Below are 26,395 nucleotides of genomic sequence, written 5' to 3'. Positions count from 1 at the left end.
CTTCACATAAAGTTAGTGTATAGGCGATCTTTGAGAGTGTACAGGAGGTGCAATGAAATGAGTATTATTGGTGCTATAGGACTTCTAGTAAAGGAAGCAATGTTTTTTGTTTCCTATGTAAAGAATCATGCATTCCCTCAGCCTCTCCCTCCCGAGGAAGAAGCATTGCATATCGAAAGAATGCAGCAGGGGGACGAAACGAGCCGTAACAAGTTAATCGAACATAACCTGCGTCTGGTTGCTCACATCGTAAAGAAATTCGAAAATACTGGTGAAGATGCGGAGGATCTCATTTCTATCGGTACAATCGGGCTAATTAAAGGAATCGAAAGTTACTCGAGTGATAAAGGCACCAAACTCGCTACATACGCAGCTAGGTGTATCGAAAATGAAATTCTTATGCATTTGCGGGCCCTTAAGAAGACCAAAAAAGATATTTCTCTTCATGATCCCATTGGTCAAGATAAGGAAGGAAACGAAATCAGTCTCATTGACATTCTTCAAGCAGATAATGAAGATATCATTGAATATATCCAGTTGAATATGGAAGTGGAAAAAATCAAGGAATACATTGACATCCTGGACGGACGTGAAAAAGAAGTAATCATAAGTCGTTATGGGCTAAATAACGAAGAAGATATGACACAGCGTGAAATTGCGAAAAAGTTAAACATCTCCCGCAGTTATGTTTCCCGCATTGAAAAACGGGCTTTAATGAAGATCTTCCATGAATATTACCGCCAGCATCGCACTTAATATATGAATTAATTACTATAGTATGCTTTTTAAAAGGAGGTTACCAATATGTATGCAAACAGCTATTCACCTAGTCACTATCAGCAGCGAACCAGCACCGGCGTGCTTATTGCTGCCTTCCTTGTCCTGCTTTTTGTAGGAGGAGCTTATGCTTGGGAGAATATATGGAATTAAAAAAACTCCGGTATTATACCGGAGTTTTTAGCTTTCTAGTTGTTTTTTCCACCGTTCTATCGCAAACCAGATAAGTATGCTTGTAATTACGCATCCGCCAGTCATTGCAAACAGAATATCTGCTTTATCTGTAGGTGCTAAATAAACATTAATAACCGAACCGATGTATAAATAACTGCCAAGAATCAGAAGCGCCAATGCAAATCGACGGTAATCTGCAATCTTGTCAATCAACTGCTGTTGTCTTTTATTCATCTTGTCGCCTCCTCTTCTAATCTAGCAATATTGTAACATAAAAAAAGACAGCAATTACCTGGTAATTGCTGTCTTTTTTATTAGTGGCGTTCAACCATTTTCATGATCAGTGTAGCTGCATTACGAGCAGCTTGGTCAAGGAAAGCATCAAATGAAACCGAAGATTCCTTACCTGCTATATCGGACAATGCCCGTACAATAACGAAAGGTGTTCCGTAGTGATACGCAACTTGAGCCACTGCAGCTGCCTCCATCTCCGCTGCCAGCATGGCAGGGAACTTGTCGCGGACAAATGCAACCCGTTCAGGATCAGACATAAAGCTATCGCCAGTCGCAATAAGACCGATTTCTGCGTTTGTATCAGGGAACTGGTCAATAACACTCTTAGCTAGCTGTACTAGCTCCTGATCCGCTTGGAAAGCTGGTGGCATCTGCGGTACCTGACCATAAGCATAATCAAAAGCTGTAACATCCACGTCATGATGAACAACAGAATCAGAGATGACGATATCCCCTACTTCCAAATTCGCTGCAAAGCCGCCAGCAGATCCAGTATTGATGATCGCTTCTGGTGCGTATCGTTCAATCAGCATGGCTGTAGCGAGTGCTGCATTCACTTTACCGATTCCTGATTTTAGCAGGACAACCTGTTTATCGGACAGTGTGCCTTCTGTAATTTCATAACCTGCTACAACTACTTCCTTTTTGTTTGCCATAGTTTCTTTCAATAATGCTACTTCTTCGTCCATTGCTCCAATGATGCCGATTGTCATTCTGTATGCTCCTTTAACTCTTCCTGTCGTTTTCTTTCAGTACTTCCACTTTTGTTGCCTGCCAGCCTTCTCCCTCAACCCAGCTTGCAAATACTCGGAATGTCTCATCTGCATCAGGTGCAGAGACCGTTGCAATAACATCATTGCCGCCATTGCCATTATTCTCTACCCACCAAGCTGTCATTGAGGTTGGATCCAATCCAACAGCTCCTCCGACTGCCTGCATCATTTCATTCCAGTCCTGCGTGCCTTTTTCAAAAGTTGTTGTATGTGTTCCAGACTGATCGGTACCTACCGGCTCCCAGTCCTTCGAGTATGCTTCCTTCACATTATCATCTGAAGGTTCGGCTTCTTTTTTGTCTTCCTTTTCTTTTTCGTCGTCATCCTGCTTCTCTTCGTCAGCTTGCTCTGTATCTTCGCCATTGCTGGAATCATTATTGCCTTGAAGTTGCTCTGCGATGGATTTTTGGTTCTGTTCGTCAGCTGTCTGATTCTCCATTGTCGGTTTATCATTCAAAACTGCTACGAGCAGCACGACGACTAGGGCGACACCCGCAATTGCCAGGACTAAACTAAGCCACTTCCTAGGTTTTCTGCGTCTGTTTCTATTATTCAATCTGGAAAAATCCTGATTATCATCCGCCATGCTCATCCCTCCTCATTGGTCTCTATTATACTATGAACTGGAGCGAAGCCAAAGTCATATTATAAGGTCTTTTTCTTTCGATGATTTTGTTGAAGCATCTCTAATTTTGACATACTGGAAGGATTCTTTGCATATATATCTAACTATATAAATTAGAAAAGCAGGTAGGACTACTTTGATCAGTCATCATGGTTCCTGTGGAAGGGGAGGAAGATAAACGTGATGAAAGTGACAAGAATGGATACGAACCTTTGGGGGCACGAATCGTTCGAGTATGTCGGCTACGACAAGGAAGCCGAGACCTTCTCTATCTTCTTACCGGAAGAATGCTGTTTATCTTTTACTAGTGTGAAAGAACAAGTCGTCTTTTCATTTCTGCTTGCACTCGACAAAGAAAGTTTTATCCTGCAAAAACTTATACCCTTTTTCCCGTTTGAGAAATCTTCTGCACAGTCATTTCATCAGGCTCAATAAAACAAGCTGCTTCCATAGCATTCGGAAGCAGCTTTTGTTTTATGTCTATTCTACTTTAGTAATTTTGACCTGGATGTCGCCACCTGGTGTGGAGACACTCAATTCTTCACCGACTTCATGGCCAATCAGGCTTTTAGCTATCGGAGAATCGTTTGAAATTTTGCCTTCGAACGGATCTGCTTCTGCACTTCCGACGATAGTATAACTTTCTTCTTCTCCGTCCGGCAACTCAATGAAGGTAACTGTTTTACCCATTCCTACCATATCAGGATTATCTGTATCACTTTCAATGATCACTGCATTGCGGATCATGTTTTCTGTTGTAGCGATTTTGGACTCGACGAATGCTTGCTCATCCTTCGCCGCATCATATTCGGAGTTCTCGGACAAGTCACCGAAGCCTCGTGCGATTTTAATACGCTCGACAACTTCTTGACGACGAGTTGTCTTCAGATACTCCAACTCCTCCTCCAGCTTCGCCAAACCTTCATTCGTCATGTAATATTGTTTTTCTGTAGCCAATTCAACCACCCCTTGAGCTCTAAAAGATTCTTTCCCATTGCCTAACTTCTATAGCGTTTTCATGCATATTCCATACTATGGCAGATTCCCGCCGAAAATTCAATACTTATCTGTACAAGTCATGTTGTGCGGCCAGAGAGGATCGTTTCAATCTTCGCAGACATCAAATCGATGGCTACGTGATTTTCTCCGCCTTCTGGAATGATAATGTCTGCATACCGCTTCGTTGGTTCAATGAATTGCAAATGCATCGGACGTACTACATTCACATACTGCTCAATCACGGAATCAATTGTCCGTCCGCGTTCCTTAATGTCACGCAGCAAACGGCGGATAATCCGAAGATCTGCATCTGTATCGACGAATACCTTTATATCCATCATATCACGCAGTCGTTCGTCCTCGAGAATCAGTATTCCTTCCAGAATAATAACGTCTTTTGGTTCGACTGGTATTGTCTCTTCAGAACGCGTATGGATTTTGTAATCATAAATCGGCTTCTCAATAGACTTCTGTTCGCCAAGCGCCTGTAAATGCTGCATTAACAATTCATTATCGAAGGCGAATGGATGATCATAGTTCGTATTGAGTCGTTTTTCGAACGGAAGATGAGATTGGTCTTTGTAATACGAGTCCTGCTCGATCACTAGAATTGTCTTATCTGTAAACCGTTTGTAGATGGATCTTGTGACAGACGTCTTCCCTGATCCCGATCCTCCTGCAACACCGATAATGATAGGTTTCTTTGCCATTGCTCCTACTCCTCTTCCTACTGCCTCGTTCATTTCTTCTTCACACTGACAGCCACTCCATCGCCTACCGGCAAGATCGTCGTGTGGAACGCTTTATGCTCGAATAACCAGTCGTTATATTTACGGATTTTCTTTGCGATATTAGCTTTGCGTGGTGTTGCCTCACTGTCGTCAGCCACATAACCTTTAAACAGAACGTTGTCACTAACTATGACTCCGCGCTCACTCAGCATCTCGCTATAAGATTCGAAGAAACGCTGATATTGACCTTTTGCTGCATCAATAAAGACGAAATCGTATGGAGCATGCGCTCTGATTGTCTCTTCTAAATCGAATGCATCGCCTTTTAGAATCAAGATATCATCCTGAGCTCCTTGCGCTTGGATATGTGTAACTGCCTGATCATAGCGGATATCATCACGTTCGACGGTCACGATACTGACATCTGGTTTTGCATGGCGCATCATAAGTGCTGAATAGCCGATTGCTGTCCCGATCTCTAATATATTATCTGGCTGTTGCAGCCGAATAAGCTGCATCAAAAACTGGATACCAAGCGGCTCCATTATCGGTACACGATTCTCTGCAGCAAGCTCTTCCAATTTCTTTGCCCATTCTGGAGAAGACTCAACATGCTCCTCCAAGTATCCCATTATTGCTTGTAACATATCATTTCCTCACTTTACCTGCTTACTCATCCAAGTGCATATGCTTCTCAATCAGTTCTTCATGTTCATCGAATGTCCGCGCATAATAAATTTCTCCATCATCTCCGGCAAGGAAATACAAATAATCGGATTCTTCCGGCTGGATGACGGCTTCAAGCGCATTCTCTGAGAAGTTGCTAATCGGGCCGACAGGAAGCCCCTTGTTACGATATGTATTGTAAGGAGAATCCACTTCTAGATCCTTGTAATACACGCGAGGTTTATGCTCTCCTAATGCATACAGCACAGTAGGATCCGTCTGCAGCCTCATATCATCTGCCAAACGGTTATAAAAGATTCCGGCAATCTTCTTGCGCTCATCTTCATTCCTTGCTTCGTTCTCGACGAGCGAAGCGAATGTTAGTGCTTCATGCACGCTCAATTCCTTCTGTTTAAATCCATCCAAATATGGTGAAATAATTTGCTGGGACTTATCCAGCATCATATGAACAACCTTATCTACAGTGATATCATCTGAGGATGTAAAGTTATAAGTGGCCGCAAATAAGTAGCCTTCGAGCGGATAACGTATATCTTTATTTAAGATATCCTCAGTCAGAATATCCGGATATTCATCAATCAACTGTTTGATATAATCTTCATCTTTCATTTTATCCAGGAAAGCCTGCTGGTCTATACCCAGTGACCCAGACAGTATTACGCCTATTTCCTCAATATCAGATCCTTCCGGAACAGCAGCAGATTCAGAGGGGGTATTCCCCGCCTCTGGATCGTTCAGTTCATCGACGACCTGCTGCATGGACATAGAAGGAGAAAGCTCATAATTCCCCGCGCGGAAGTTGGCTTCACCAGAAAACTTCACATACAGCCTGAAAATGAAAGCATTTTTAATCAGACCTTGCTCCTCCAGGGATTGACCAATTGAGCTAGCAGTAGCTCCCATAGGAACTTCGACAACTTGTGTCGTATCATTGTCTGAATCGACAGCTTTCATACTGGCATTCACGTAGATAAAGGTTCCGAGTGCACCAATCAATAGAAGTACGATTATTACGGATATGATCATCAAAACTATTTTCCGCACGACGCTTGCTTCCTCCATTCTTCTGTCCCGATTCTGTTGAAAAAGATCTTCATTCGAGGCAGTCAAGCTATCTTTCCTCCTTTATCCGCCTTATTATACAACAAACGTCAAGCAGGTCTCCACCCGTCCGACAATTTATGCGGATAAAGCTACAAGAAAAAATCCTCTCTGCCTTATCGGAAAGAGAGGACTGCCTTTACAAAATTAGATGCCGTCTTCCTCATCAGTAAGTGTATTAAGCATTTCTTCGACCATTTCCCATTCTTCCTCACTGTCGATCTGGAATAATGTAAGATCTTTGTCATCGCCTTTTTCTTCATAGCGGAAAGCGAACACTTCAACTTCATCATCCGCATCAGCTTGTTCAGCCGGTACAACAGCGATATATGAGTGTCCTGTTTCATCCACGTCGAAATTGAACAAGACCTCAAATAAATGTTCTTCTCCGTTTTCGTCTGGGATGATGATACGTTCTTTTTCTTCCAATGCCATATGGCTACACTCCTTATTGTTTCGAATTCAGAAAGCCTTGCAGAATCATGACTGCTGCCATCTTATCGATTACTTTTTTTCGTTTCTTACGGCTGAGGTCCGCTTCAAGCAGCACTCGTTCAGCTGCCATCGTAGTCAGACGCTCGTCCCAAAGCACGGTCTCGAGCTTAAATTCATCTTTGATCCATTGGGAGAAAACCTGTGAAGCTTCTCCCCTCGGACCAATTGTACCATTCATATTCTTTGGCAAGCCAATGACAGCTCTCTGTACATCATGCTGCTGAATGATCTGCTCCAGTTCATTTCTTGCTGTTTCATAATCTTCTTCATTCCAATGAATCGTAGTCAGACCTTGGGCAGTCCAGCCAAGTCCATCGCTGATTGCCACGCCGATCGTTTTGGATCCGACATCCAATCCAATCGTCTTTAGTATGTCAGTCATGATTTGTTCTGTTCCAAATAAAATTTTACCAGTTGTTCCACAATCTCATCCCGCTCCATACGGCGGATCAGATTTCTAGCATCCTTGTGACGGGGAATATAAGCTGGGTCTCCAGACAGTAAATAGCCGACAATCTGATTAATCGGATTGTATCCTTTTTCCCGCAATGCTTCGTATACGGACATTAGTACTTCCCGGACATTCTCGTCCATAGGTTCTTCCGGAAAGTTGAATTTCATCGTTTTATCCATCGAACTCAAGTGAAGCCACCTCGCTTTATTTGCCAGTCTTTTTTTCAGTATATACTTTTCTGTCGGATTTGGAAAATCATAGCTGTTCTTCTACATATACTGCCGCATATGCGAGTGCATCCGGCACCTGCTCTGGATTTTTACCACCAGCCTGCGCCATATCTGGTCGGCCGCCTCCGCCGCCTCCGCAGCGTTTCGCAGTTTCTTTAATAAGGTTACCAGCATGCAGTCCGCGACCGATTAAGTCTTTGGATACTCCAGCTGCAAGCTGTACCTTGCCTTCAGCTGTTGCTGCCAAAAGGATAACGCCGCTTTCAAGCTTCTGTTTCAAATCATCGACCATACCGCGAAGCTGGTTCATGTCTGCTACATCAACTTGTTCTGCAAGAACTTTAACACCCTTCACTTCTTTCACCTTATCAAGGATATTGCCCGCTTCTAGCTGAGACAGTTTGCTGCGCAGGCTATCACGTTCCCGCTGCACTTCCTTCATATCCGCAAATACTGCTTCGATTCGGGAAGGCACTTGCTCGTTAGTTGTTTTCAGTTCAGCTGCAGCTTGAGAAAGAATCTGCTGCTGCTGAATCGTGAATCGATAAGCTTCTTTAGAAGTGACTGCTTCAATTCGGCGTGTACCAGCACCAATGCCGCTTTCGGAAACAATTTTGAATAGGCCGATTTGGGATGTGTTTCGAACATGCACACCGCCACATAGCTCCAGGCTGTAGTCACCGATTTGAACCACACGTACAACATCGCCGTATTTCTCTCCGAATAACGCCATAGCCCCCATTTCTTTCGCATCACTTAGGCTTTGATAGGAAGTGCTGACAGCAAGCTCATCCCAGATTTTTTTATTAACGATTTCTTCTATCTTCTCCAATTCTTCTTTTGTTACTGCACTGAAATGAGAGAAGTCGAATCGAAGTCGATCTGGAGCAACTAAAGAACCAGCCTGATTGACATGTGTACCTAGTACGTCCTTCAATGCTTGATGCAATAGATGCGTCGCTGTATGGTTCTTGACTACATGCTGACGTCTGCTTGTATCAACTTTAGCACGGACAATTTCCTTCACTTGAATCTGCCCTTGCTTCACTACTGCTTGATGCAGATTTTGACCTTTTGGAGCTTTCTTGACTGCTTGAACGAAGACTGCCGCTGTCTCTGTCGTCACCCAGCCCTCGTCTGCTACTTGTCCGCCGCTTTCTGCGTAGAATGGCGTTTCTTCCAGGATGAAGAAGATTTCGTCTCCCTCAACGGCAACATCAGCAAGCTGCTTATCTTTTACAATTGCAAGGATCGCTGTATCTGTTTCTGTACGGTCATAACCGACATACGTGCTTTCTGCTTCCACTTCCTGCAGAACGCTATCCTGTACGTGCATACTGTTCACTTTCTGGCGTGCATCACGAGCACGTTCACGCTGCTGCTTCATTTCTTCCTCAAAACCTGCTTCATCAATCGTGAAGCCTTCTTCACTGACATATTCCTCTGTCAGTTCTTTCGGGAAACCATACGTATCATAAAGACGGAATACTTCTGTTCCAGGGAAGACATTACTTCCTTTCTCCTTTTCTTCTGCTACGATCCGGTTCAGGATAGTCAGCCCATCTGCAAGTGTTTCATGGAAACGTTCTTCCTCTGTCTGAATGACTGTCTCGATGAATTCACGTTTTTCAAGGATTTGCGGGTAGAAAGCATCCATAATTTCACCTACAACCGGCACAAGCTCCTTCATGAACGCCTTTTCGATGCCAATATTCTTCGCATAACGTACTGCGCGACGAATCAGACGACGGAGTACATAGCCTCGACCTTCATTGGAAGGAAGCGCTCCATCACTGATGGCGAATGATACAGTACGGATATGATCGGCAATAACTTTGAATGCCGTATCATCTGCTGCTGTTTCACCATATGCTTTTTTCGCAAACGTAGCCGTCTTCTCAATGATCGGCATGAATAGATCTGTTTCGAAGTTGGTTTTCGTGTCCTGAATAACACATACCATTCGCTCCAGACCCATCCCTGTATCAATGTTCTGTTTCGGAAGCGGTGTATATGTGTGATCTGGATTATGGTTGAACTCGCTGAATACAAGGTTCCAAATCTCCAGATAGCGCTCGTTCTCACCACCTGGGTAAAGTTCTGGATCAGATGAATCATTACCGTATTCTTCTCCGCGATCATAGAAAATTTCAGAGTTTGGACCACTCGGGCCTTCACCGATATCCCAGAAGTTTTCTTCCGTACGAATGATTCGCTCTTCTGGCAATTTAACTAGATCACGCCACATCTGATAGGCTTCTTCATCTTCTGGGTGAACCGTTACGGATAATCGTTCCGGATCAAAACCGATCCATTTTTTATCTGTTAGGAACTCCCATGCCCAAAGGATAGCTTCTTTTTTGAAATAGTCCCCAATAGAGAAGTTTCCAAGCATTTCGAAAAACGTATGATGGCGGGCAGTAAAGCCTACATTTTCAATATCATTTGTACGGATGCTTTTTTGTGCATTCACGATGCGTGGGTTCTCAGGCACAACTCGTCCGTCAAAATATTTCTTCAGCGTTGCAACGCCACTGTTGATCCATAGCAAGGAAGGATCTTCAATCGGCACAAGTGAAGCACTTGGCTCGACGCTATGTCCTTTCTCCTTGAAGAAATCGAGGAATTTCTGTCTTACTTCAGCAGACGTTAATCTTTCCATAAAAATGCCTCCTTTATTATGTAAACACACAAAAAACTCCCGATCCTGCCATATGCAGGGACGAGAGTATGATCGCGGTACCACCCTGATTATAGACCGGAAATTGGTCTATCACCTTTAGGCGCGGATAACGGTGCGCAGCCGATAAGGATTAACTCAGAGCTCCGGTGTAGCTTTCCATCACACTTTTATGGAGATTCTTCCAGCCAAGGAATCTCCTCTCTTAATAAAAGGACGTCATGTACTTGTACCTTCATCGCTTCTAGCTATAAATCTAAGCGTTAGTATAGATAAAAAAGCGGATTTTGTCAAACATCCGCCTCCTTTGCTGTATCCAAGCAGGCTTTGATAATCGTCAGACACGGAACAGCTGCGATCATACCAATAATACCCCCAAGTTCCCCGCCTACAAGCAAGGCGAAAATGATCAGAAGCGGATGGATATGGATGCTTTTCCCGACGATAAAGGGAGAAAGCAGGTTCCCTTCGATCAATTGAATAATAAAAACCATGATTCCTGCAAGGAGAGCCGTTTTCGGGCTGATAGTTATTCCAACGAGAATAGCAGGAACGGCCCCGATGATCGGACCGAAATAAGGAATGATATTCGTTGCCCCTACCAGTAAAGCTAAAACCAAAGAATACGGTAGCTTAATAAGCGTGAACGCTGTCCAAGTCAGAAGACTGACAATGCTGCTAACAAGCAGCACGCCGCGAATATAGTAGCCTAGATTACTATCAATCCGAAGCACTAAGCTTTTGATCCTGCTCCGAAAACGCCGAGGCAGCAACATGAGACCTGCATTGCCGATTTTATCCGTATCTTTCAGCATATAAAAGACGATAACTGGCGTAACGACAAGAAAAATGACTACTTGCGGCAGCTTGTTCCATATATGCAAGAGATCTTTTAGAAATCCTTCTGCGCGCTGTTCTAAGCCATGCAGTATGCTATCCATTTGATCATGCACTGTTTCCGGCAGGAACGCTGTCCGTTCATACATGAATTGCACATAATGATCATAACGTTGTGTCAACGCCGGCAGATTATGGCTGAATTCCTTTACCTGACTGATCAGAACCGGAAAGCCTTTGTAAAGCAGGAACCCGGTAAGACCGAAAAACAGCGTATATATAATCAGGATTGACAGCCAGCGCGGCAGTCGCCACGCAGCAAGAAAATCGATGACAGGATGAAGCAAATATGCAATCAAGCCTGCAATGATGAAAGGCAGGAATAGTCCGCCTAAAAATAGCAGAAACGAACGATAATATGGGTATAGCTTTATCAGCAGAAAACAGAGCAGCAAGGCGACAACAATCGTCACCATCCATAGGAGAACACGATAAAGACGGGATGCCTCTTTCATATTACTAGAAAGATGCGCCGTCGCAATTCCGTTCTTCATCTGTGAACAAATCATCAAGGGAACTCAACGAGCCATCTTCCTCTACTTGATGCAGGGAGAGCATCTCATCTTTATACGACAGTTCGATAAAACAGCCCCAGCAATAATACTGTTCAGGTCCTATTTTTCCGATATCCTTACTGCTGCAGTTCGGACATTTCAACATGTTGGATCACTCCAAATCCTTTTTACATGTTAGAATGTCCAATTATTCCCTCGTATATACTACATGAAATCGTATGGAGAGATATCTTCCTGCTCGGCTTCTGCCTCACGCAGCATCTGATCGATGTCATCTCCCTCTTCATGGAAACCAAGATGCTCCACAAGGGAAGTATAGCGCTGGTTCGTATCTTCCGTTTGAATACCTTGAAGAAATGCCTGTTTTTCCCCGACAAGGATCAAGGAACGCTGTGCTCTCGTTATGCCGGTGTACAGCAGATTTTTACGAAGCATCCTGCGATAACCTGGCACGACAGGCAAGATAACGATTGGAAATTCACTGCCCTGGGATTTATGGATCGAGATACAATACGCATGCATCAAATTCGATAAATCCTTGCTTTCATAGACAACTTCCTTTTCCTCAAAGGCAACGACAAGCTGCTCCTTCTGCTCAATATTCTCTTCTTCACGAAACAAAGCGACTACTTCACCGATGTCTCCATTGAAGACGCCTTCCTCCGGGTCATTGACTAGCTGAATGACTTTGTCACCCTTACGGAAGATAACATCTTTTGCTGCCATCTCTCGCTTCTGCTTGTCCTTTGGATTGACCAGCTGCTGGAGCTGCTTATTCAATTCATGAATACCAGCTTGTGAGCGATACATCGGAGCCAGTAGCTGCACATCGCGCAAATCCCAGCCTTTTTCGACGGCCCTGCCAACAATCTGCGTGATCACATCGACTACTTGATGCTCCCGGCAAGGAATAAAGTTGAAATCTTTGTCCTTTTCGAGTTCGTTTTGTGATAGTGTCCCATTCTTGATAGCATGGGCAATCGTGATTATTTTTGATCCTTCTTTTTGTCGATACACATCTTTCAGCATCACACGGGGTACAGCCTCTGAACGAAGTAAGTCCGACAGCACCTGTCCAGGACCGACAGAAGGCAATTGATCCTCATCACCGACAAGCAGTACTTGCATATCATCTGGAATGGCTTTGAATAATCGGTTTGCAAGCCAAATATCAACCATCGAAAATTCATCAACGATCAGCAGCTTTCCAGCTAGCGGATTATCTTCATCCCGCTCGAATGAGTCGTTACCGTCCCATCCTAACAAACGATGGATTGTGCTGGCTGGTATATTCGTTGATTCATTCATGCGCTTGGCTGCCCTTCCAGTTGGAGCTGTCAAGACGAATGGATAACTCTCATCTTTATCTTTATAGTCTTTTGGATCGAGGGAAAGTTCATGTATTTCCGCATACGCTTTGATAAATCCTTTGATAACCGTCGTTTTACCAGTTCCCGGTCCCCCGGTCAAAATCATTACCTTTGATTGCAGCGCCTGCTCGATTGCTTCGAATTGTTCTTTCCCGTAGCTGATCGTCTCCGCTTCCTCTAGCTTACCGATTATCTTCAGAAGCTCTGCCTGGACAATTTCGGTCTCGGTTTCTTTCTCGGTTAACCGCTGCATATGACTGCAAAAGCCAGTCTCTGCAAAGTAAAGCATCGGATGGTAAACCCGGTCTTCCTGTTTAACAACCTTTTTCTGAGCATGCAACACACCAAGCTGTTCTTCAATCTGGTCTGTCCCGATTCCAAATTGTGCACTGCGCAAAAGAGCAGCTGCTTGTTTTAGCACTTCTTCATTCGGCAAATAAACATGACCTGCCTGCATGCTATCTTGCAGCACCATCAAGCACGCGGCTTGAAGCCGACTGTCATGGTCCATTGCCAGGTTATTCTGACGGGCAGCTTCATCTGCCCGATGGAAACCAAATCCCTCAATATCAAATACATATTGGTACGGATCCTTCTCCAATACTTGGATTGCTTCATCCCGGTACACTTTATAGATTTTCTGTGCAAGCTTCAGCCCGATACCGTACTTCGATAGATGCACCATCACGTGATCGAAGCCCTGATGCGTACGGAGATCGTGAAGGAACCGTTCTTTCTTCTCATCGTTTAATCCTTGAATACCATCCAGCAATTCTGCATTCGATAGAACATCCGCTATCGCATTCTCGCCCAGCTTCGCTACAATTCTTTCCGCAATCCGTTTTCCGATACCATAGAACAGATCACCGGAAAGATACTGAATGAGCCCATCCTTCGTTTCTGGTACATACCGCTTGTATTCCGTTACTTCATACTGTTCACCGAATCGTTTATGATTGACCATCGAACCATAAAACAGATAAGGTTCGCCTTGGTCCAGTTCCCCGATATACCCTTTGATGACGATATCTTTTTCCTCGATCGTCTCATTGGTTTCCAATACCTTGATCCGGATAATGGAAAACTGTTCTTCTTCTTTCCGGAAAATCGTATGCAATAATTCACCTTTCACAAAGCCTTTTGGGCTTTCGGCAGTCTCCCCATATTCCATACGCCTGTGCTCCTTACTCTTCGTTCTCGATTTGCTCCATGATTAGTTCAATTTGCGCCTTTCCATGCATGGCCATTTCATGATCAGGCTGTGCTTCAAGCGCTTTATCCATATAAGCGAGCGCTTTTTCAAACTGCTGCTGGTACAGGTAAGCGACACCTATATTATAAAGAGCATCACTATGATTTGGACTCCATTCCAGAAGGTCAAGCAGCACCTGCTGCGCTGTATCGACTTCTCCTGCGTTCGCTAATGCCAAACCATATTGGAAAACGATAGCTGCATCGCGGTCCTCTAGCTCCGCAGCACGCTGCAAATAAGGAAGTGCAAGCTTTTCTTGTCCAGTTTGCTGTAACGACATACCAAGCAGATAGTGGACGTCTCCTTCATCCAAACCAAGTTTAACTGCTTCCATCAGCTGCTGAATGGCTTTCTCATACATTTCTCCCGTGTAATACATACTTCCGAGACCGTAATAAGCTGTCGCAGCTTTCTCATCAAGCTCGATGGCACGCTGGAAGAAGCGCTCTGCTTTTTCCAATTCATTCATCCGCATCAGCAGATTACCGAAATTGACATATCCAACTGGATCGTTTGGATTTTCTTCGATAGCTATATTAAAATGCTTGGCAGCTTCCTCAAGATCCTGTTTCTGCAATGCTTCTATTCCTGATTTAATATGATCCATCTTTCCACTCCTCTATGTAAGGGAAACCCTTGCCATAAGACAAGGGTTTCTGTTTTAACCGACGTATTCAAGCTGTTGTTCGTTCTTGATGATATCATCGATTGTACCGCCGCCAAGACATACATCATCGTCATAGAAGACGACAGCTTGTCCTGGTGTTATCGCGCGCTGCGGTTCATGGAAATCGACTCGTACTTTGTTATCACCGATTGGTGTAACTGTCACTTTACTGTCTTTTTGACGGTAACGGAATTTAGCAGTTACGGTAATCGGTTCAGTCAGTTCTGTTTCGGAAACCCAGCTCATATCCGCAGCAATTAGCGCATCAGAATACAAACTGTCATGATTAAAGCCTTGTTCTACATACAGGATGTTTTCCTTCAGGTTTTTCCCGACAACGAACCATGGTTCGCCTTCTCCGCCAATACCAAGTCCTTGACGCTGTCCGATTGTATAATACATAAGACCGTCGTGTTTACCTTTTACCACTCCGTCCAGCGTGGCCATGACGCCAGGCTGTGCTGGCAGGTACTCGCTTAGGAAGCTCTTGAAATTGCGCTCTCCGATGAAGCAGATACCAGTGGAATCTTTTTTCGTTGCAGTAGCAAGATTGTTTTCAGCTGCGATACGGCGTACTTCTTTCTTGTCCATTCCGCCTAGTGGGAACATAACTTTAGAAAGAGTTGATTCTGTCAGCTGGTTTAGGAAATATGTTTGATCCTTATTTTCATCCAGACCGCGCAGCATAACTGTCTTGCCATCACGCTCTTCAACTTGTGCATAATGTCCTGTTGCCAAATAGTCGGCTCCAAGAGACATAGCGTGGTCCATGAAAGCTTTGAATTTGATTTCTTTGTTGCACATTACGTCCGGGTTCGGTGTGCGTCCAGCTTTGTATTCGTCAAGGAAGTATGTGAATACTTTATCCCAATACTGCTTTTCGAAGTTCACCCCGTAATATGGAATACCGATTTGGTTTGCAACTTTTTTAACATCTTCATAATCTTCTGTAGCGGTACAGAAGCCATTTTCATCCGTATCATCCCAGTTTTTCATGAAGATGCCGACTACGTCGTACCCTTGCTGTTTAAGCAATAGGGCAGCAACGGAAGAATCGACACCGCCGCTCATACCGACGACAACACGAATATCTTTGTTTTCTTTCATCTTTGTCACTCCTTTCCTTTTGTTAGACGTTTTATAATAGCAGCGACTGTCTGGGCAGCCTCTGTGACGGATTCAGCTGTGTTGCCATATCCGAAACTGAAACGGATACTGTTCGTTACACGTTCATCATCACCATACATTGTTTTCAATACATGTGATGGATCAACGGAACCTGCTGTACAGGCACTGCCGCTGGATACAGTAACACCGGATAAATCAAAATTCATCAGCAGAGATTCTACATTCGTGCCCGGAAAACTGATATTCACTATTCCAGAAGAACGCTGACCTGATTCTCCATTAATGGAAAAGTCGATTCCAGCAATCTTAAGCTCAGAAATGAAAGTATCCTGAAGCAACTGATACGTTGCTTTATGTTCTGTCCGTTTTTGCATCGCAAGTTCTGCTGCTTTGCCAAAACCTGCAATAGAGGCAACATTTTCTGTTCCTGCACGGCGTTTGCGCTCCTGTTCCCCGCCGTAAGTGATCGGTTTTATACGCACACCATCAGCTAGATACAAAGCGCCAATTCCTTTTGGACCGTTGATTTTATGTGCTGATACACTCAAAAGGTCGACTCCAAGTGTATTGACATCAATCTCCTCGGTTCCATAAGCTTGGACAGCATCAGTATGGAAATATGCAGGATGGGATTGAAGCAGGTCCCCAATTGCTTGGATCGGCTGCATGATACCTGTTTCGTTATTGATCATCATCACAGATACAAGTACCGTGTCCGGTCGAAGTGCTGCTTGCAGATCAGCAAGCTTAATTGCTCCTGACGCATCTGCTTGCAGGTACGTCACCTCAAAGCCTTGGCTTTCCAGATAGTTGGCTGCATGTAGTGTAGCATGATGCTCGATTGCAGTCGTAATAATATGCTTACCTTGTTCACGGCAAGCATTCGCCACACCAATGAGTGCCATATTATCGGCTTCTGTGCCTCCGCTCGTGAAAATGATCTGTTTATCCGTTGCACCGATGCTTGCTGCAACCTTCTCACGTGCAACATCCACGATATGCCGTGCTTCCCTGCCGAATGCATGAACACTGGATGGATTGCCGAACGTGCCCTCCATCACCGGAATCATCGCCTGAATGACGTCCGGGTGCATTGGAGATGTTGCGGCGTGATCAAGATAGATTGGTTTCATAACTGCTTGCCTCCATTAAATATAAAACATATACGGATCCGTGCTCTCATCATCTCCATGACGGCAAAGATCCTCTAAAGTTGTCGTATCCAATACGTCCCTGACGGCATCACGGATGCGTAGCCAAAGCTGCTGCTTAGCCGGCTCCTCCTCTTCGATTCCCTCGACAGGTGTAATCGGGCCTTCGAGCGTACGGATGATATCTCCAGCCGTAATCTCTGATGGCGGTGATGCTAACATGTAGCCTCCCTTGGCGCCGCGGATACTCTTGACCAGACAGGCATTCCTGAGCGGTGCAGCGAGCTGCTCCAAATAATGCTCGGACAATTTATTTTCTGTCGCAATAGTCTTCAAGGAGACTGGTCCTTCTCCATAATGCTTTCCTAATGCGATCATGATAGTCAATCCATATCGTCCTTTAGTCGATATTTTCATCTCTTAAAACTCCTCATAACTGCCTCAATAATGTTCGGTTTTCAAAACAATAACGATTATTATACCAGAAATTATTATACCATGGATAGCAAGTGGCTTGCATTTTCCCCGGTCGCTGGATACGCTAAGACAAGCAGAAACAGGATGGAGGAATAATTATGGCCAGACAACCATTAGCTTACCGCATGCGGCCGAAGGATATCAGCCAGATCATCGGCCAAAAACATCTCGTAGGAGAAGGTAAAATGATCAGACGGATGGTGGAGGCAGATCGATTGAGCTCGATGATTCTTTACGGCCCGCCGGGGACGGGGAAAACGTCGATGGCCATCGCGCTTGCTTCCAGTGTTCAGATTCGGTACAAACTGCTGAATGCAGTAGTGGACAAGAAAAAGGATATGGAGATTGCGGTAGAAGAAGCGAAGATGAGCGGTCAGCTCGTTCTTATACTAGATGAGGTGCATCGTCTGGATAAAGCGAAGCAGGATTTCCTTCTTCCGCATGTTGAGAGCAATTTGATAACATTGATTGGTTGCACAACGAGCAATCCCTATCATTCTATAAATCCGGCAATTCGGAGTCGATGCCATTTGTTCGAGTTGAATAGCCTGGAACCAGCGGATGTAAAAGAAGCACTCCAACGCGCAGTAGATAATTCTGACCAAGGACTGGGCGCAATGCAGCTGGACATAACGAAAGATGCATTGGAGCATTTTGCAAGTGCATCAGGCGGCGATTTGCGGGCAGCATTGAACGGTCTAGAACTTGCCGCCTATTCTACCCCAGCACAAGATGGAAATGTCCAAATTGATTTGGAAGTAGCAGAAGCTTGTATGCAAAAGAAAAGCTTTTCTCATGATAAAGACGGCGACGCCCATTATGATGTACTGAGCGCTTTCCAAAAATCGATACGCGGCAGCGACGTAAATGCAGCCTTACATTATCTGGCTCGTTTAATAGAAGCAGGTGACCTTGACAGTATTGGTCGCCGCATGATTGTGTGTGCCTACGAAGATATTGGGCTTGCCAATCCGCAAGCCGGACCTCGGGCTTTAGCTGCAATAGAAGCAGCTGAACGTGTAGGTTTCCCTGAGGCACGTATTCCTTTGGCTAACGCAATCGTAGAACTCTGTTTATCTCCTAAATCAAACAGCGCTTATATGGGTATTAATGCTGCGCTGTCGGATATCCGTTCAGGCAAAGTCGGCGAAGTGCCTGCTCATCTTAAGGATGCCCATTATCAAGGGGCAAAAGATTTGGGACGCGGCGTTAACTATCAATATCCGCATGATTATCCAGGTGCTTGGGTGGAGCAGCAATACCTGCCCGACCTGCTTAAGAACAGACGATATTATGAACCAGTAGACACTGGCAAATTTGAACAAGCTCTCAAACAAGTCTATGAACGCGTGACAAAAAGAAAATGAGGTTATAGGTATACAAGCAGCAGTCTGCGGTAACAATAGGGCTAACAGTTTTTATTACTTTCTATGTTTGTAGATTAACAGATAAGAAATGGAGTGTTAGCCCATATGGTTAAAGTAAGACAAGATGCATGGAGTCATGAAGACGACTTATTGCTGGCCGAAACCGTGCTTCGGCATATTCGGGAAGGAAGCACCCAGCTGAGAGCCTTCGATGAAGTCGGCGACAAACTGAATCGCACCTCTGCAGCTTGCGGCTTCCGCTGGAACGCAGAAATTCGCAACCGCTACGAACAGGCCGTTGCAATTGCCAAACGACAGCGCAAGGAGAAAAAACGCGCAGAACAAAGAGCACAAAAACCCGTTGCTGCACCCGTTCATCAGCCAGTACCGGTAATGTCCGTGATGGAAACACAACAAGCTTTCCCGATTACAATGGATGAAGAAACAGCCCGTTTCGAAGCAGAGATTGCACAAGAGACATTCATTGTTGGTGAACATACTGAAACTAAAACAGATAGCGATATGCAAGCGGATGAGCTGAACATGTCTCAAGTAATCGGCTACTTGCAATCATTGGAGCAAGGTTATCAAACTAGTGAAACGAGCCGGCATACCATTCATCAGCTGGAAGCTGAGAACCATAACCTCCGCCATGTAAACGAACAGCTTACAGAAGAATGCGAGAGCTTAAAAAATCAGCTGAAAACGATGAAAGCTGATTATCAAGTGCTCATCCAGATCATGGATCGTGCTAGGAAAATGGTTATCTTCGACGACCAGGATGCCTTTGCACCCCCAGCTTTCCGGATGGACAAAAATGGAAACCTAGAACAAGTCGCAAAATAAAAAGCAGCACATACCCTAGTAGGGTGTGTGCTGCTTTGTTAATTTTAACGGAAAAATAGCAATCCCGATCGTGCCGTCCTATTGAAGTTTTGAACCCGCTCTCCGCAGGTGGGTGCCCTGATTCGCACTTTATGCGTCCACTCCATGGAGGCTTGCACGCCGCGCGAAGACTTTCGGGCTCCCGTACTTCACTGTAATCGGTCAAAACATATGAAGAACGTACACATCAGGATTACTATTTGTTTATGGAACTATATTAGCATGGATAAACAGAGATTTCAACTGGTAACTCTGTCTATTATGCTTCCTGCCCTGCTGATTTTTTTTGAATATCTAAATACAGCTCATCCAGCTGCTTTTTGCTTACAGGATCCGGAGCATCTGTCAATGGATCCGTCGCAGATGCAGTTTTCGGGAACAGTATTGTATCCCGAAGGTTTGTACTGTTTGACAATAGCATGATGAAACGGTCGTAGCCAAGTGCAATTCCGCCGTGTGGAGGAGCTCCTGATTCTAATGCATCCAATAGGAAGCCAAATTGCTCCTGTGCTTCTTCCTTCGTGAAGCCAAGAACTTCGAACATCCGGTTTTGCAGATCCATTTGGTAGATACGCTGTGAACCGCCTCCTAGCTCATAACCATTAAGAACAATGTCATACGCTTCTGCTTTGACAGCGGAAGGATCTGTTTCCAGCTTATCGATATCTGCTGCTGCCGGCATCGTAAATGGATGATGAGCTGCGTAATAGCGGCCTTCTTCTTCGTCATATTCGAATAATGGCCAATCCGTCACCCAAAGGAAGTTGAATTTGGTTTCATCAATCAGTCCAAGCTCACGGCCAAGTTTATTCCGTAATGCTCCTAAGCTATCAAAGACCACTTTTGTCTTATCTGCAACAAACACTAACAAGTCACCCGCTTCTGCAGAAAGAACCTCTTTCAGCTGGCTCTGGACAGTTTCATCAAGGAATTTCGCAATTGGCCCTTTCAAACTACCATCAGCTTCTGCTTTGACCCATGCAAGTCCTTTTGCACCGTAAATTTTAACGAAATCAGTCAATGCATCGATATCCTTACGAGAGAAATTCGCTGCTTGACCTTTCACATTAATCGCGCTGACGCGGCCACCGTTCTGTATTGCATCTTGGAATACTTTGAAGTCAGCAGATTTCACCGCTTCTCTCACATCTACCAATTCGAGTCCGAAACGTGTATCTGGCTTATCAGAACCGAAACGCTCCATTGCTTCTGCATAAGGCAGACGCGGGAATGGGACTTGAACTTCAACGTCCTTCACTTCTTTCATGACACGCTTCATCATACGTTCTGTCATGCCGATGATATCTTCTGTAGACATGAAAGATGTCTCGATATCGATTTGAGTGAACTCTGGCTGACGGTCGGCACGCAGATCTTCATCACGGAAACAGCGGGCAATCTGATAATACTTCTCGAAGCCTGAAATCATCAGCAGCTGTTTGAAAAGCTGCGGAGATTGCGGAAGCGCATAGAACTCACCTGGATGCACCCGGCTCGGTACTAGATAGTCGCGTGCTCCTTCTGGTGTGCTTTTCGTCAGCATCGGCGTTTCCATCTCGTAAAATTCTTCCTCGTTCAAGAAGTTGCGGATTGCTTGCGTTGCTTGATGGCGAAGACGGAATGTCTCCTGCAGCGGTTTTCTGCGCAAATCAAGATAGCGGTATTTCAAGCGGACATCCTCGGATGCATCTACATCATCCTCGATTTGAAATGCTGGACTCTTCGCTTTGTTCAAGATACCAATTTCTTCTGCGACAACTTCGATTTCACCAGTTGCCATGTTTGGATTTTTAGTTGCATCTTCACGCTCCACAACTTTACCAGTCACACTAACGACGAATTCAGAGCGGATTTGTTCAGCAGTTTCTAATGCTTCTTTGGATACATCAGGATTAAAGACGACTTGTACGATTCCGGAACGATCCCGAATATCAGCAAAAATCAATCCGCCTAAATCACGTCTTTTCTGTACCCATCCTTTGATTGTTACTGTCTCGCCTGCATGGCTCGTTCGCAGCAGCCCCGCCTTTTGTCTTTCACTCATCCGCTTTTCCTCCATCCAGCTTTTGTTTGATTGTATCAACAGCTTCTTTGATTGCTACTTCGTTCTGCTGTCCATCTTGCATATTACGCAAGGAAATGACACCTTTTTCCAGCTCATCTTCACCGAGTACAACAACAAACTTCGCCTGCTGACGATCGGCTGCTTTGAATTGGCCCTTCATTTTCTTACCAAGGTAATCCTTATCGGCTGTTACTCCAGCTAAGCGCAGCTGATATGTCAGCTTTGCGGCTTCTTTTTGGACAGCTTCGTCACCAAGTGCAACCACATAAACATCAGTTCCAGCTTCAACAGGCAGTTCAATACCTTCTGCTTCTAAAGCAAATAATAGACGTTCTATGCTCAGTGCATAACCGATACCTGGTGTGGATGGTCCGCCAATTTCTTCGACAAGACCGTTATAACGTCCCCCGCCTGTGAGAGTCGTAAGAGCACCGAAACCTTCTGCATTACTCATGATCTCAAATGCTGTGTGATTGTAATAATCCAAGCCTCTGACAAGATTCGGATCTACTTCATAAGGAATACCGATTGCATCCAGATTCGCTTTAACTCCGTCGAAGTATGCTTTGGATTCGTCATTGAGATAATCATGGATGGATGGTGCGCTCTTGACTTTCGGATGCTCTCGGTCCTTCTTACAATCAAGTATGCGCAATGGGTTCTTTTCCAGACGATTCTGACAGTCACTGCATAGCTCATCTTTGACAGGTGTGAAGTGTTCGATCAGAGCTGTTCGGTGTGCTTCACGGCTTTCTTTATCTCCAAGTGTGTTGATAATCAGTTTCAATGATTTCAAGCCTAACTGCTGATAACCGCTCATCGCCAAGCTGATTACTTCCGCATCGATTGCTGGATCTTCACTACCCAAAGCTTCTACACCGAATTGAACGAACTGGCGCATGCGTCCTTGCTGCGGTCGCTCATAGCGGAACATCGGTCCGTAATAAAACAGCTTCGTCGGCTGCTCCGGCAGCCCATAGAGCTTGTTTTGCACATATGCGCGAACGACAGAAGCTGTTCCTTCTGGTCTCAGAGTCAAACTGCGGTCACCTTTGTCCTTGAATGTGTACATTTCTTTTTGCACAATATCGGTTGTTTCCCCTACACCGCGAAGGAACAACTCTGTGTGTTCAAAAATCGGCACCCTGATTTCTTTGTAGTTGAATTTACTTGCCAAATCTGTCAATACTTTTTCTACGTACTGCCACTTTTCTGATGTACCAGGTAAGATATCCTGTGTACCTCTTGGCGCTTTCATCTCCATGAGATAACCTCCTCGACTAATGACCCAATCCCCGGATTCCTAAAAATAACGACAAAAAACCCCCGTCCCTTATAACACAAGGGACGGGAGTTTTTCCCGCGTTGCCACCCTAGTTGGATACAGCTGTATCCCACCTTGGTCAGTTAACGCCTGCTACGTCACTGTCTACTGCGTTGTTCGACAGTGATCCTAAGGAATGTCTTTCAGTTCGAAGCTGTGCCAGGCGCTTACAGCCAATGACGCCTGATCTCTGTTCACAGTGATTTCGACTTACTCTTTCCCTCATCGGATTTCCGGTTTCTTTAGATTGTAATAATAGTACATGTTTGTAAGAAAGATTGTCAAGATTGTTTTAGCCGTTCTTGTAATTTTTTTCGTTCAATACTGTTTGGCGATCCTATGAAGTCCGGTACAAACGGATCGTCGATAAGAGAAGCCGGTTCACTTCTAAGCCGGATAGCATCCAGCCGAGCTGCGGCGAATACATGCTGCTGTGCATCACTGCCTCGCAAGCTGATCACACCTTTACGGATTATTCATCACTAGTATTCTCGACGATTCATCCGTTTTTTATACAAAAAAACAAGAAAGCATCATGCTTCCTTGTTCGGTCGATCCGCGCTGTCTAGGATAATAGTAATTGGACCTTCATTGATGAGCTGTACGTCCATATGTGCACCGAATTCTCCAGTTTCCACGTGAATGCCAGCTTCGGTAAGCTTTTGATTGAATTGTTCATAAAGCTTACTAGCCACATCCGGCTTAGCAGCGTCAGTGAAGCTGGGCCGGCGTCCTTTCCGAGTATCAGCATACAGTGTAAATTGGGAAATGGACAGAATTTCCCCGCCGATTTGAAGGAGCGACTCATTCATCTTACCGTCAGCATCTTCAAAGACGCGGAGGTGAATCAGCTTATTCACGATATAATCAAGATCCGCTTCTGTATCATCATGTGTGATGCCAACAAGCAGCATAAATCCTTTGCCAATTTTTCCGATAACCTCTTCACGTACAGTGACGGAGGCTTCTTTTGAAAGCTGTGCTACTACTTTCATCTCTTGCGCCTCATTTCTCTATTGCAGCATTCTCGTAACGGTATAAATATCTTTTATTTGTTTGATCCGCTCTACAATCTTCCGAAGATGGCCGGTATTGTGAATTAAAATGGTCAAATGGATTGTTGCAAGCTTATTCCGATCAGACTTGCCATCGACAGCAGTAATCTGCGTGCGAGTCTCATTGACTGCCTGCAGCACTTCATTCATCAATCCATGTCTGTCAAAAGCAGTGATTTCCAGATCCACATGATATTGCTTGGAAATGGTTGCATTGTTTTCCCAGTCGACTTGAAGCTTACGCGTTTGAGCGTCTTCCGTCTGCATATTAGGACAGTCGGAACGATGGACAGAGACTCCTCTTCCCTTTGTTATATAACCGACAATTTCGTCGCCCGGTACAGGGTTGCAGCATTTAGAAAGGCGAACAAGCATATTATCGACACCCTCGACGCGCACACCGGAATCCCGCTTGCGGCTTGAGGCAGCGGATTTAGACGCACTTGCCATCTTCGCTGTTTCAATCGTCTTCTCCATCACTTCTTCTTTTTCATACTGACGACGCAGGCTCTCGGTCAGTCTAGTCGTGATCTGTGCTGCTGTGATACCTTGATAGCCTACAGCTGCATACATATCTTCCTCTGACGTGAAGTTAAACTTCTCGACTACTTTGCGAAGGTTGTCCGGCGTAAATACAAGCTTCAAATCGAAGCCAGACTGTTTCACTTCTTCTTCCACAAGCTCCTTGCCTTTGGCTACATTCTCTTCGCGGCGCTGTTTCTTGAAGAACTGTTTGATCTTATTACGTGCATGAGTTGTCTGTGCAAGCTTAACCCAGTCCTGAGATGGTCCATAGGAATGCTTGGAAGTCATCATCTCGACAATATCGCCATTCTTCAGTTTATACTCAAGCGGCTCCATCTTGCCGTTTATCTTCGCTCCGACCGTATGATTCCCCACTTCTGTATGGACGCGATAAGCGAAATCAATCGGAACGGAACCAGAAGGAAGTTCGATAACATCGCCTTTTGGTGTGAACACATAAACCATGTCACTGAAAAGGTCAAGCTTAAGAGATTCCATGAACTCCTCCGCATTCTCGGATTCATTCTGGAAATCAAGTATCTCTCGGAACCACGTCAGCTTCTCTTCAAATGATTTTTTCTGCGTGCTAGTATTAAGCTGTTTACCTTCCTTATACGCCCAATGGGCTGCGATACCATATTCAGCGATCTCATGCATTTCTTCTGTACGAATTTGCACTTCAAGCGGATCGCCCTTTGGTCCGATGACAGTTGTATGCAGGGATTGGTATAGGTTAAGCTTCGGCATCGCAATATAATCCTTGAATCTGCCAGGCATCGGTTTCCAGCAAGTATGAATCACACCAAGAACGGCATAACAGTCTTTGATGCTTTTCACAATCACCCGAACTGCAAGCAGGTCGTAAATTTCATTGAACTGCTTATGCTGATACTCCATCTTTCGGTAAATGCTGTACAAGTGCTTTGGCCGTCCGAATATATCGGCATCGATATGAATATCGCTAAGCTGATTTCGAATTTGGTCCATCACGTCACCAATATAGCTTTCCCGTTCATCGCGCTTTTGCTTCATCAAGTGGACAATACGGTAATATTGCTGCGGATTCATGTAGCGAAGAGCCGTATCCTCTAGTTCCCACTTGATCGTGCTGATTCCGAGTCTGTGCGCTAGTGGCGCAAAGATTTCCAGTGTCTCATTGGAAATTCGGCGTTGCTTTTCAGGTGACAGATGCTTCAGCGTACGCATATTATGCAACCGGTCAGCAAGCTTAATTAAAATAACCCGTATATCCTTTGCCATTGCAACGAACATCTTCCGGTGATTTTCAGCCTGCTGCGCCTGTTTAGATTTATATTTAATTTTCCCAAGCTTGGAAACACCGTCGACTAGCATGGCTACTTCGGCATTAAAAGCTGCTTCCAATTCTTCGACTGTAACAGGTGTATCCTCCACTACATCGTGCAGGAAGCCGCCTGCGATTGTTTCAGCATCGAGTTCCAGATGAACAAGAATTCCAGCCACTTGAACAGGGTGGATTATATAAGCTTCCCCGGAACGGCGGAATTGTCCTTCATGCGCTTTTTCGGCGAACTCATACGCTTTCCGGATAAAATCTATATGCTCGTCCGACAGATATCGGGTTGCTTCTTGTATGACCTCTTCGGCCGTGAGAACTTTTTCCTTTGGCATCTCTTTAGTTAAACTCCTTCTCATCGTCTGCATAAGCGACGAGGGTT

28 protein-coding genes, 1 other RNA gene and 2 other annotated features are annotated in these 26,395 nt (G+C 44.8%); of the genes, 5 read left to right on the top strand and 24 right to left on the bottom strand.

Features of this window, described 5'->3' with window-relative positions:
- Positions 1-57: 57 nt before the first annotated feature.
- Together sigK and AE2B122_RS19350 are read left to right on the top strand one after the other, a co-directional pair.
- Positions 58-756 carry an RNA polymerase sporulation sigma factor SigK gene (gene sigK, locus AE2B122_RS01590; protein ID WP_095218165.1) on the top strand — a complete coding sequence of 233 codons (699 nt, stop codon included), beginning with the start codon at positions 58-60 and terminating at the stop codon, positions 754-756.
- A 48-nt stretch (positions 757-804) separates the two neighbouring features.
- Complete coding sequence (locus AE2B122_RS19350; RefSeq protein ID WP_256366454.1) at positions 805-930, top strand: hypothetical protein; 126 nt, start codon at positions 805-807, stop codon at positions 928-930.
- Between the two features lie 27 nt (positions 931-957).
- Here AE2B122_RS19350 and AE2B122_RS01585 read toward each other — a convergent pair whose 3' ends face one another.
- From AE2B122_RS01585 to AE2B122_RS01575, 3 genes are all read right to left on the bottom strand, one after another.
- Positions 958-1,185, bottom strand: a complete 228-nt coding sequence (locus AE2B122_RS01585; protein ID WP_095218166.1) for a YrhC family protein — start codon at positions 1,183-1,185, stop codon at positions 958-960.
- Between the two features lie 80 nt (positions 1,186-1,265).
- Complete coding sequence (mtnN, locus tag AE2B122_RS01580) at positions 1,266-1,958, bottom strand: 5'-methylthioadenosine/S-adenosylhomocysteine nucleosidase (RefSeq protein WP_175072928.1); 693 nt, start codon at positions 1,956-1,958, stop codon at positions 1,266-1,268.
- A 13-nt stretch (positions 1,959-1,971) separates the two neighbouring features.
- A complete protein-coding gene (locus tag AE2B122_RS01575; RefSeq protein ID WP_175072927.1) occupies positions 1,972-2,604 on the bottom strand; it encodes a YrrS family protein in 633 nt (210 codons plus the stop codon).
- Between the two features lie 219 nt (positions 2,605-2,823).
- On the opposite strand from AE2B122_RS01575, the gene AE2B122_RS01570 reads away from it, so the two are divergent.
- Positions 2,824-3,078, top strand: a complete 255-nt coding sequence (locus AE2B122_RS01570; RefSeq protein WP_123921897.1) for a hypothetical protein — start codon at positions 2,824-2,826, stop codon at positions 3,076-3,078.
- A 45-nt stretch (positions 3,079-3,123) separates the two neighbouring features.
- Here the strand turns inward: AE2B122_RS01570 and greA are convergent, their stop codons facing one another.
- From greA to cymR, 15 genes are all read right to left on the bottom strand, one after another.
- The gene (greA, locus tag AE2B122_RS01565; protein WP_095218169.1) at positions 3,124-3,600 is read right to left on the bottom strand and encodes a transcription elongation factor GreA; all 477 of its coding nucleotides are present in this window, start codon (positions 3,598-3,600) and stop codon (positions 3,124-3,126) included.
- A 119-nt stretch (positions 3,601-3,719) separates the two neighbouring features.
- A complete protein-coding gene (gene udk, locus AE2B122_RS01560) occupies positions 3,720-4,352 on the bottom strand; it encodes a uridine kinase (RefSeq protein ID WP_175072926.1) in 633 nt (210 codons plus the stop codon).
- A gap of 29 nt (positions 4,353-4,381) precedes the next feature.
- Positions 4,382-5,020, bottom strand: a complete 639-nt coding sequence (locus AE2B122_RS01555; RefSeq protein ID WP_175072925.1) for an O-methyltransferase — start codon at positions 5,018-5,020, stop codon at positions 4,382-4,384.
- Positions 5,021-5,042: 22 nt separating this feature from the next.
- Positions 5,043-6,170 carry an endolytic transglycosylase MltG gene (gene mltG, locus AE2B122_RS01550; protein ID WP_254593388.1) on the bottom strand — a complete coding sequence of 376 codons (1,128 nt, stop codon included), beginning with the start codon at positions 6,168-6,170 and terminating at the stop codon, positions 5,043-5,045.
- A gap of 138 nt (positions 6,171-6,308) precedes the next feature.
- On the bottom strand, positions 6,309-6,596 hold the full coding sequence (locus AE2B122_RS01545) for a DUF1292 domain-containing protein (RefSeq protein WP_038561545.1): 288 nt from the start codon (positions 6,594-6,596) through the stop codon (positions 6,309-6,311).
- Positions 6,597-6,609: 13 nt separating this feature from the next.
- Positions 6,610-7,038: a Holliday junction resolvase RuvX gene (gene ruvX / locus AE2B122_RS01540; RefSeq protein ID WP_095218173.1), complete on the bottom strand. Its 429-nt coding sequence runs from the start codon at positions 7,036-7,038 to the stop codon at positions 6,610-6,612.
- A complete protein-coding gene (locus AE2B122_RS01535; RefSeq protein WP_038561551.1) occupies positions 7,035-7,298 on the bottom strand; it encodes an IreB family regulatory phosphoprotein in 264 nt (87 codons plus the stop codon). The genes ruvX and AE2B122_RS01535 overlap by 4 nt, the downstream gene beginning before the upstream one ends.
- Before the next feature lie 67 nt (positions 7,299-7,365).
- Positions 7,366-10,002, bottom strand: a complete 2,637-nt coding sequence (alaS, locus tag AE2B122_RS01530; RefSeq protein ID WP_175072924.1) for an alanine--tRNA ligase — start codon at positions 10,000-10,002, stop codon at positions 7,366-7,368.
- A 53-nt stretch (positions 10,003-10,055) separates the two neighbouring features.
- Positions 10,056-10,268, bottom strand: a binding site (T-box leader).
- A 42-nt stretch (positions 10,269-10,310) separates the two neighbouring features.
- Positions 10,311-11,411: an AI-2E family transporter gene (locus AE2B122_RS01525; RefSeq protein WP_175072923.1), complete on the bottom strand. Its 1,101-nt coding sequence runs from the start codon at positions 11,409-11,411 to the stop codon at positions 10,311-10,313.
- Positions 11,377-11,577, bottom strand: a complete 201-nt coding sequence (locus tag AE2B122_RS01520) for a hypothetical protein (protein ID WP_175072922.1) — start codon at positions 11,575-11,577, stop codon at positions 11,377-11,379. Before AE2B122_RS01520 ends, AE2B122_RS01525 begins: the two co-directional genes overlap by 35 nt.
- Before the next feature lie 59 nt (positions 11,578-11,636).
- Positions 11,637-13,973, bottom strand: coding sequence for an ATP-dependent RecD-like DNA helicase (locus AE2B122_RS01515; protein ID WP_175072921.1), 2,337 nt, complete (start codon positions 13,971-13,973; stop codon positions 11,637-11,639).
- 13 nt (positions 13,974-13,986) lie between these two features.
- On the bottom strand, positions 13,987-14,661 hold the full coding sequence (locus AE2B122_RS01510; protein WP_175072920.1) for a lipopolysaccharide assembly protein LapB: 675 nt from the start codon (positions 14,659-14,661) through the stop codon (positions 13,987-13,989).
- Between the two features lie 54 nt (positions 14,662-14,715).
- Positions 14,716-15,828 carry a tRNA 2-thiouridine(34) synthase MnmA gene (mnmA, locus tag AE2B122_RS01505; protein WP_175072919.1) on the bottom strand — a complete coding sequence of 371 codons (1,113 nt, stop codon included), beginning with the start codon at positions 15,826-15,828 and terminating at the stop codon, positions 14,716-14,718.
- Between the two features lie 5 nt (positions 15,829-15,833).
- Positions 15,834-16,982 (bottom strand): cysteine desulfurase family protein, encoded by a 1,149-nt coding sequence (locus AE2B122_RS01500; RefSeq protein ID WP_175072918.1) that lies wholly within the window; start codon positions 16,980-16,982, stop codon positions 15,834-15,836.
- 15 nt (positions 16,983-16,997) lie between these two features.
- Entirely contained in the window at positions 16,998-17,417 is a 420-nt protein-coding gene (gene cymR, locus AE2B122_RS01495; RefSeq protein ID WP_095268668.1) for a cysteine metabolism transcriptional regulator CymR, read from the bottom strand.
- A 158-nt stretch (positions 17,418-17,575) separates the two neighbouring features.
- Here cymR and AE2B122_RS01490 point away from each other — a divergent pair, with 158 nt between their 5' ends.
- Positions 17,576-18,844: a replication-associated recombination protein A gene (locus AE2B122_RS01490; protein WP_175072917.1), complete on the top strand. Its 1,269-nt coding sequence runs from the start codon at positions 17,576-17,578 to the stop codon at positions 18,842-18,844.
- A gap of 105 nt (positions 18,845-18,949) precedes the next feature.
- Positions 18,950-19,690 (top strand): RsfA family transcriptional regulator, encoded by a 741-nt coding sequence (locus tag AE2B122_RS01485; protein ID WP_175072916.1) that lies wholly within the window; start codon positions 18,950-18,952, stop codon positions 19,688-19,690.
- 57 nt (positions 19,691-19,747) lie between these two features.
- On the opposite strand, the gene ssrS is transcribed toward AE2B122_RS01485, so the two are convergent.
- From ssrS to AE2B122_RS01455, 6 genes are all read right to left on the bottom strand, one after another.
- Positions 19,748-19,926, bottom strand: a non-coding RNA gene (ssrS, locus tag AE2B122_RS01480) — 6S RNA.
- Positions 19,927-19,988: 62 nt separating this feature from the next.
- Positions 19,989-21,773, bottom strand: coding sequence for an aspartate--tRNA ligase (aspS, locus tag AE2B122_RS01475; RefSeq protein ID WP_175072915.1), 1,785 nt, complete (start codon positions 21,771-21,773; stop codon positions 19,989-19,991).
- The gene (gene hisS / locus AE2B122_RS01470) at positions 21,766-23,058 is read right to left on the bottom strand and encodes a histidine--tRNA ligase (RefSeq protein ID WP_175072914.1); all 1,293 of its coding nucleotides are present in this window, start codon (positions 23,056-23,058) and stop codon (positions 21,766-21,768) included. The genes aspS and hisS overlap by 8 nt, the downstream gene beginning before the upstream one ends.
- A gap of 76 nt (positions 23,059-23,134) precedes the next feature.
- Positions 23,135-23,353: a binding site (T-box leader), on the bottom strand.
- Positions 23,354-23,399: 46 nt separating this feature from the next.
- Positions 23,400-23,570, bottom strand: coding sequence for a hypothetical protein (locus tag AE2B122_RS01465; RefSeq protein WP_175072913.1), 171 nt, complete (start codon positions 23,568-23,570; stop codon positions 23,400-23,402).
- Positions 23,571-23,651: 81 nt separating this feature from the next.
- Positions 23,652-24,113 carry a D-aminoacyl-tRNA deacylase gene (dtd, locus tag AE2B122_RS01460; RefSeq protein ID WP_095268663.1) on the bottom strand — a complete coding sequence of 154 codons (462 nt, stop codon included), beginning with the start codon at positions 24,111-24,113 and terminating at the stop codon, positions 23,652-23,654.
- Positions 24,114-24,131: 18 nt separating this feature from the next.
- Entirely contained in the window at positions 24,132-26,348 is a 2,217-nt protein-coding gene (locus AE2B122_RS01455) for a bifunctional (p)ppGpp synthetase/guanosine-3',5'-bis(diphosphate) 3'-pyrophosphohydrolase (protein ID WP_095218186.1), read from the bottom strand.
- Positions 26,349-26,395: the final 47 nt, after the last annotated feature.

It is taken from the genome of Terribacillus sp. AE2B 122, from assembly GCF_902497585.1.
GTDB classification, from domain to species: domain Bacteria; phylum Bacillota; class Bacilli; order Bacillales; family Amphibacillaceae; genus Terribacillus; species Terribacillus saccharophilus_A.
This window is presented reverse-complemented; position numbering and strand designations above follow the sequence as displayed.